The 7,238-nt window shown below is 69.1% G+C and carries 6 protein-coding genes; 5 read left to right on the top strand and 1 reads right to left on the bottom strand.

Going from position 1 to position 7,238, the window contains the following annotated elements; all coding sequences use genetic code 11:
• The 3 genes from dapF to Q2100_RS27495 form a co-directional block, all read left to right on the top strand.
• On the top strand, positions 1 to 759 hold a 759-nt coding region (gene dapF / locus Q2100_RS27505), incomplete at its 5' end, for a diaminopimelate epimerase (protein WP_302916595.1).
• A 45-nt stretch (positions 760 to 804) separates the two neighbouring features.
• Entirely contained in the window at positions 805 to 2,214 is a 1,410-nt protein-coding gene (gene hflX, locus Q2100_RS27500; RefSeq protein ID WP_302916594.1) for a GTPase HflX, read from the top strand.
• A 25-nt stretch (positions 2,215 to 2,239) separates the two neighbouring features.
• Positions 2,240 to 3,118, top strand: coding sequence for an alpha/beta fold hydrolase (locus tag Q2100_RS27495; protein ID WP_302916593.1), 879 nt, complete (start codon positions 2,240 to 2,242; stop codon positions 3,116 to 3,118).
• A gap of 48 nt (positions 3,119 to 3,166) precedes the next feature.
• Here the strand turns inward: Q2100_RS27495 and Q2100_RS27490 are convergent, their stop codons facing one another.
• Positions 3,167 to 5,467, bottom strand: a complete 2,301-nt coding sequence (locus tag Q2100_RS27490) for a molybdopterin guanine dinucleotide-containing S/N-oxide reductase (protein WP_302916592.1) — start codon at positions 5,465 to 5,467, stop codon at positions 3,167 to 3,169.
• A gap of 101 nt (positions 5,468 to 5,568) precedes the next feature.
• Between Q2100_RS27490 and Q2100_RS27485 the strand changes: the two genes are divergently transcribed.
• The gene (locus tag Q2100_RS27485) at positions 5,569 to 6,741 is read left to right on the top strand and encodes an acyl-CoA dehydrogenase family protein (RefSeq protein WP_302916591.1); all 1,173 of its coding nucleotides are present in this window, start codon (positions 5,569 to 5,571) and stop codon (positions 6,739 to 6,741) included.
• Between the two features lie 190 nt (positions 6,742 to 6,931).
• Positions 6,932 to 7,238, top strand: a 307-nt coding sequence (locus Q2100_RS27480; RefSeq protein WP_407667703.1) for an LGFP repeat-containing protein, incomplete at its 3' end; no start/stop codon positions are given.

The following is a 7,238-nucleotide window of genomic DNA, read 5'->3' as shown; positions in this document are numbered from 1 at the left end:
GGCCTCGGCGCCGACGGCGTGCTGCGCGTCACGACGGCGGGCGCCGCGCTGGCGGCAGGCGTGTTCGACCGGATGCCCGACGGGGTCGCCGAGGGCGACTGGTACATGGACTACCGCAACGCCGACGGCTCGATCGCCCAGATGTGCGGCAACGGCGTCCGGGTGTTCGCGCACTACCTGCGCGCCGCCGGCCTGGAATCGCGTGACGAGTTCGTCGTCGGCTCGCTGGCCGGTCCACGACCGGTGGTGCTGCACGAGGTCGACCGGCTGTCAGCCGACGTGACGGTCGAGATGGGCAAGGCCAACCAGCTCGGGCCGGGCACCGCGACCGTGGGCGGCCGGGTGTTCGGCGGCCTGGCGGTGGACGTCGGCAACCCGCACCTGGCCTGCGTCGACGCCGCCCTGACCGCCGACGGCCTCGCCGCACTCGACGTCGCCGCGCCGGTGGGTTTCGACGCCGCGCAGTTCCCGGACGGAGTCAACGTCGAGGTGCTCACCGCTCCGGTCGACGGCGTGGTGTCGATGCGCGTGCACGAGCGGGGGGTGGGGGAGACCCGGTCCTGCGGGACGGGCACCGTCGCTGCCGCGGTGGCCGCGCTCGCACACGACGGCGCCCAGACCGGGCGGCTGACGGTCGTCATCCCCGGTGGCAGCGTCGCCGTCACGGTCACCGAGGCGACCAGCTACCTGCGCGGACCGTCGGTACTGCTGGCCGACGGGGAGCTCGCCGAGGAATGGTGGCGCTCTCATCTGCGTTAATCGAGGTGCATGACACATGGACTCCGTGCGAACCTTGATTCGCCTATGACTCATCCCGAATACTCCCGCAACATCCCGAGCACCGGTGAGCTCGCGCTCGAAGACCGCGCCTCGCTGCGCCGCGTCGCCGGACTGTCCACCGAACTCGCCGACGTCTCCGAGGTCGAATACCGCCAGCTGCGCCTGGAACGCGTCGTGCTGGTCGGCGTGTGGACCGAGGGCAGCGCCGCCGACGCAGACGCCAGCCTCGCCGAGCTCGCCGCGTTGGCCGAGACCGCCGGTTCGGAGGTGCTCGAAGGGCTGATCCAGCGCCGCGACAAGCCCGACGCCTCGACCTACATAGGTTCCGGCAAGGCCCAGGAACTACGTGAGATCGTGCTGGCGACCGGTGCCGACACCGTCATCTGCGACGGCGAGCTGAGCCCCGCTCAGCTCAACGCGCTCGAGAAGGCGGTCAAGGTCAAGGTGATCGACCGCACCGCGCTGATCCTCGACATCTTCGCCCAGCACGCCACCAGCCGCGAGGGTAAGTCGCAGGTGTCGCTGGCCCAGATGGAGTACATGCTGCCCCGGCTGCGCGGCTGGGGTGAGTCGATGTCGCGTCAGGGTGGTGGCGCGGGCGGCAGCGGCGGCGGCGTCGGCACCCGCGGTCCCGGTGAGACCAAGATCGAGACCGATCGCCGCCGGATCCGCGAGCGGATGTCGAAGCTGCGCCGCGAGATCAAGGACATGAAGAAGATCCGCGACACCCAGCGCAGTGTCAGGCGTCGCAGCGACGTCGCCGCCCTGGCGATCGTGGGGTACACCAACGCCGGCAAGTCGAGCCTGCTCAACGCGCTCACCGGAGCGGGCGTGCTGGTGGAGAACGCATTGTTCGCCACCCTCGAACCGACCACGCGCCGAGGCGAATTCGACGACGGACGGCCGTTCGTGCTGACCGACACCGTCGGTTTCGTCCGACATCTGCCGACCCAGCTGGTGGAGGCGTTCCGCTCCACTCTGGAGGAGGTCGTGGACGCCGACCTGCTGGTGCACGTCATCGACGGGTCCGATGTGAACCCGCTGGCCCAGGTGAACGCCGTGCGGCAGGTGGTCAACGACGTGGCGGCCGACTACGACATGGCGCCGCCCCCGGAACTTCTGGTGGTCAACAAGGTAGACGCCGCGAGCGGGCTGATGCTGGCCCAGCTGCGCAGCGCGCTGCCCGGTGCGGTGTTCGTCTCGGCGCGCACCGGCGAGGGGCTCGACCGGTTGCGCACGCGGATGGCCGAACTGGTGGAACCCACCGACGTCGTCATCGACGTCACGGTGCCCTACGACCGCGGTGATCTCGTCGCCCGCATCCACGCCGACGGCAGGGTGGACGCCACGGAGCACACCGAGCATGGCACCCGCATCAAGGCCAGGGTCCCGGTCGCGCTGTCGGCCGGCCTGCGGGACTTCGCGACCTTCTAGGCGTTCGCGCCGTTAGCATCGGCGAATGGCGAAGCTCGACCCGTTCCGCACGCCCGACTCCCGCGCGCGGTTCATCGCGAAGTACGACGCGATTCTGAGCGATTGGCCGGTCCCGTTCGAAGAGCGAGATGTGTCAACCGGTTTCGGCACCACCCATGTCATCGTCAGCGGCCCTGAAGCAGCCCCGCCGCTGGTCCTACTGCACGGCGCCGCGGCGACGGCCGTGATGTGGGCACCGGTGATCGAGGCGCTCAGCGCGGATCACCGCTGCTATTGCGTGGACACGATCACCGAAGCGAACAAGAGCGTGGCTTCGCGGCGGGCCCGCGGTGTGCCCGACCTGATGACCTGGCTGACCGAGGTGTTCGGGGGCCTGGGGATCGACAGCGCGAAGGTGGCGGGCCTCTCCTACGGTGGCTGGCTGGCTGCGAACCTCGCTGTGCGGGAGCCGAAACTGGTCGAGCGGCTGGTGCTGATCTGTCCGGCCGCCACGCTCGCGCCGATAGTCGCGCAGTTCTACGTGCGGATGCTCGCCTCGGGGCTGTTGCGCTCACCTGAGCGGGTGCGCCGATTCATCCGCTGGTTGTCGAGTACGCCGGAGGTGATGTCTCACCCGGGGCCCGACCTGATCGTGTCGAGTCTGCTGTGCGCCCGCACCGTGCGCTTCGAAGTCACACCGCCGACGGTGCTCACCGACGGCGAACTCCGACGGATCGGTGCGCCAACCACCGTGGTGATCGGGGACCGGGAGGTGATCTACCGGACCGGTCCGCGATCGGCGCTCGACCGTGCCGAGGCATTGATCCCCGGCGCGCGGACGGTGTCGATCCCGGGCGCGAATCACATGCTCACCGTGGACGCCCCGACCAGGCTGGCAGCCGAGGTGCGGGCCGCACTGGCCTAGTTCATCGGCGAGCAGACGCAAAGTGTCTGCGACACGCCGCGTCGGGCATCACTTTGCGTCTGCTCGCGGGTGGAGCACCGGTGGCTCGTGGGCCCGTACCAGCGGCGGTGTGCCGCGGTACTTCTCGACCTCGACCAGCACGTGCGCCCCGGTGCAGCCCTGCGCCAGTGACGACGTCCCGACGTCTTCGGTGAGCACGTTCGGATTGCCGTGGACACACATCGATTCCGGGTCGGCGGGATCGGCCGGGTCGTACCACGCCCCGGTCGGCAACTGCACCACCTGTGGCCGCAGCCGGTCGTCGACCACGACGCCGGCCAGGCACGAGCCTCGGTTGTTGAACACCCGTGCGACGTCACCGCCGGCCAGCCCGCGGGCCGCCGCATCATCCGGATGCATGCGGATCGCCTCACGCCCCGCCACTTTCGCGGCCTGACTGGTGGCGCCGCCGTCGAGTTGGCCGTGCAGCCGCGACGCCGGCTGGTTGGCCAGCAGGTGCAGCGGGTAGCGCCGCGCGCGGTCACCGCCGAGCCACTCGGTGGGCTCGTACCACCGCGGATGGCCCGCGCAGTCGGCGTAGCCGAACGAGTCGATGTCGGTGGAGAAGATCTCGATCAGCCCGCTCGGTGTGCCCAGCCGGTGTGCCCGAGGATCGGCGCGGAAGTCCGCCAGCAGCGTCAGCCCGTCGTCGGTCGGCAACCGGAGCCGGCCCACCCGCCAGAACTCCTCGAACGGCGGCACGTCGAAATCCAGCTGCGCCGACCACTTCTCGTAGAGATGGGCCAGCCACTGGCGGGCGGTGCGGCCCTCGGTGAACTGCTCGCCGAAGCCGAGGCGGTCTGCCAGCGCGGCGAAGGTCGTGTAGTCGTCCCGGGACTGCGCGTAGGGTTCGGCGAGTTTCGGCATCGCCATCAGCATCGGGTTGTTGCGCGATCCCGAATAGTCGTCGCGTTCGAACGCGGTGGTCGACGGGATGACGATGTCGGCGTGTCTGGCCATCGCCGTCCAGTAGGGCTCGTGCACCACGACGGTATCGGGACGGCCCAGCGCACGGCGCAACCGGCCGATGTCCTGGTGGTGATGGAACGGGTTGCCGCCGGCCCAGTACACCAGCCTGATGTCGGGATAGGTGAGCCGCAGCCCGTTGTAGTCGAATTCTTTTCCCGGATGCAGCAGCATGTCGCTGACGGCGGCGACCGGGATGAACATGCGCACCGGGTTGAGACCCTGCGGCAACTTCGGCAGACCGCAGCGCAGCGGCGGCAGACCCGGTTCGTTCATCGATCCGTAGCCGTGACCGAATCCGCCTCCGGGCAGGCCGATCTGGCCGAGCATGGCGGCCAGCGTCAATCCCATCCACGGCGCCTGTTCGCCGTGCCGGATCCGCTGCAGTGACCAGCTGACCGTGACCATCGTCCGGGCGGCCGCCATCCGGCGGGCCAGCGCGGTCAGCTCGGCGGCCGGCAGTCCGCAGATCGCCGACGCCCACTTCGGGGTCTTGGGCGTCGCATCGTCGGCGCCGAGCAGATAGCGCTCGAAACGGTCGTAGCCGGTGCAGTACCGGTGCAGGAAGTCACGGTCGGCCAGATTCTCGGTCGCCAGGACGTAGGCCAGGGCCAGCATGATCGCCACGTCGGTGCCGGGCACCGGCGCATGCCATTCGCACTCACCGTCGACGTCGTCGCGCAACGGCGAGAACGAGACGATCTGTGCGCCGCGTTCCCGCATGCGGCGCAACGCATCTCGTGCCGGGTGAGCAGTGGTGCCGCCGTGGTTGATCGCGGTGTTCTTCAGTGCAATCCCGCCGAAGCACACCATCAGGTCGGTGTGGGCGACCATCACCTCCCAGTCGGTGGACCGCTTGAAGAGGTCGTCATGGGTGCCGACCACCCGCGGCATGATGACCCCGGTGGCGCCGAGGCTGTAGGAGTGCCGCGAGAACGTGTAGCCGCCGAGCAGTTTGAGGAAGCGGTGCACCTGGCTCTGCGCGTGGTGGAACCGGCCCGCGCTGGCCCAGCCGTAGGAGCCGCCGTAGATCGCCTCGTTGCCGTGGGTGTCGACGACCCGGCGCAGTTCGCCGGCCAGCAGCTCCGTCAGCTCCTCCCAGCCGACGGCAACGAACTCGTCGGCGCCGCGCAGCGTCGTCGGTCCTGGGCCGTCCCGCAGCCATCCGCGGCGCACGGCCGGGGTGGCGATCCGCGAACGGTGCCGGATGGAGCCGGGCAGGTTGCCGAGCAGTGGTGAGGGATCCGCATCGCCCGCCAGGGGGGTGACCGCGGCGATGTCGCCGGCGCGGATGTCCGCGGTGAAGCCGCCCCAGTGGGTGAGGCTGGTGGGGCGGGTGGGCACGGTGTCGAGTTTATGACCAGACCGCCGGTCCGCGGGCGACCAACCATCCGGTTGGTATATGTTGGCCGCATCCCCGACACCCAGTACCGGAGGTATCACCTATGGGTACGTCCAGCTCCACGGCCGTCAAGTACGAACGCACCCTCTTCGAGCCCGAACACGACCTGTTCCGGGAGTCCTATCGGGGGTTCCTGGAACGGCACGTGGCGCCGCACCACGACCAGTGGGAGAAGGACAAGATCGTCGACCGGGGCATCTGGCTGGAGGCGGGCAAGCAGGGCTTCCTGGGCATGGCCGTGCCCGAGGAGTACGGCGGCGGCGGTGATGCGGACTTCCGCTACAACGTCATCATCGACGAGGAGACTGTCGCGGGCCGGTACAGCGGGCTGGGCTTCACCCTGCACAGTGACGTGGTGGCGCCCTACCTGCTCCGGTTGGGCACCGAGGAGCAGAAGCAGCGCTGGCTGCCCGGGTTCTGCAGCGGCGAGCTGATCTCCGCGATCGCGATGACCGAACCGGGCACCGGCAGCGATCTTCAGGGCATCAAGACCCGCGCGGTCAAGGACGGTGACTCCTGGGTGCTCAACGGTTCCAAGACCTTCATCACCAACGGCATCCACGCCGACCTGGTGATCGTGGTCGCCCAGACCGATCCGGACAAGGGCGCCCTGGGTTTCTCCCTGCTGGTGGTGGAGCGCGGCATGGCGGGCTTCGAACGCGGTCGTCACCTGGACAAGATCGGCATGGACGCCCAAGACACCGCGGAACTGTCGTTCACCGACGTTCGGGTGCCTGCCGAGAATCTGCTCGGCGAGGAGGGGCAGGGTTTCGTCTACCTGATGCAGAACCTGCCGCAGGAACGCCTCTCGATCGCCGTGGTCGCCGCAGGCGCGATGGAGGCGGTGCTCGAGCAGACGCTGCAGTACACCAAGGAGCGCAAGGCCTTCGGCAAGCCGGTCGGCAGCTTCCAGAACAGCCGGTTCCTGCTCGCCGAACTGGCCACCGAGGCCACCGCGGTGCGGATCATGGTCGACGAGTTCATCCGGTTGCACCTCGACGAGAAGCTCACCGTCGAACAGGCCGCGATGGCCAAGTGGTACACGACCGAGAAGCAGGTCCATCTGATCGACCGGTGCCTGCAACTCCACGGCGGTTACGGATACATGCGGGAGTACCCGATCGCCCGGGCGTACCTGGATTCGCGCGTGCAGACGATCTACGGCGGCACCACCGAGATCATGAAGGAGATCATCGGCCGCAGCCTGGGGGTGTAGCCACCACCTGCGGTTTTGGTGTCACGAGGGGCGGCGCGCCGCGCGCGGGAGGCCAACCAGCCGCGGGTGGCACGGTTTGCGGGGTATTTTCCCTCAGATCGGTCTGATGCTTTCTCGTCCGACGTCATCTGACGCCTCGTCGGCGAAAGCGCTACGTTCGGGGAAGTTTGCCGGACCACGGGGAGGTTGGATGAGCGGGCGGCGCACACTGCTGAGGGCGGCGATGAGGCGCGCAGCGGTGGGGCTGGCGGTGCTGGCCGTCGCGGTCGCGCCGGCGCCACTCGCGTGGGCTACACCGGAGAGCGACGCCGACGGCGCCATCACCGCCGCGTACGACGCCAGTGGCGGACCGGCCGGTCCACTCGGCCCGCGTGACGGCGGCGTCTACCCGGTCGGCGCGGGCTTCGCGCAGAACTTCGCCGCGGGCAAGATGTTCTTCACCCCGCAGACCGGGGCTCATTTCACCCAGGGCGCGATCCTGGAGAAATACGAGTCGC

This window comes from Mycolicibacterium arseniciresistens (genome assembly GCF_030519285.1).
Taxonomy (GTDB): Bacteria; Actinomycetota; Actinomycetes; order Mycobacteriales; family Mycobacteriaceae; genus Mycobacterium; species Mycobacterium arseniciresistens.
Note: the sequence above shows the minus strand (reverse complement) of the source record. Positions and strands in the feature narration are given on the sequence as shown.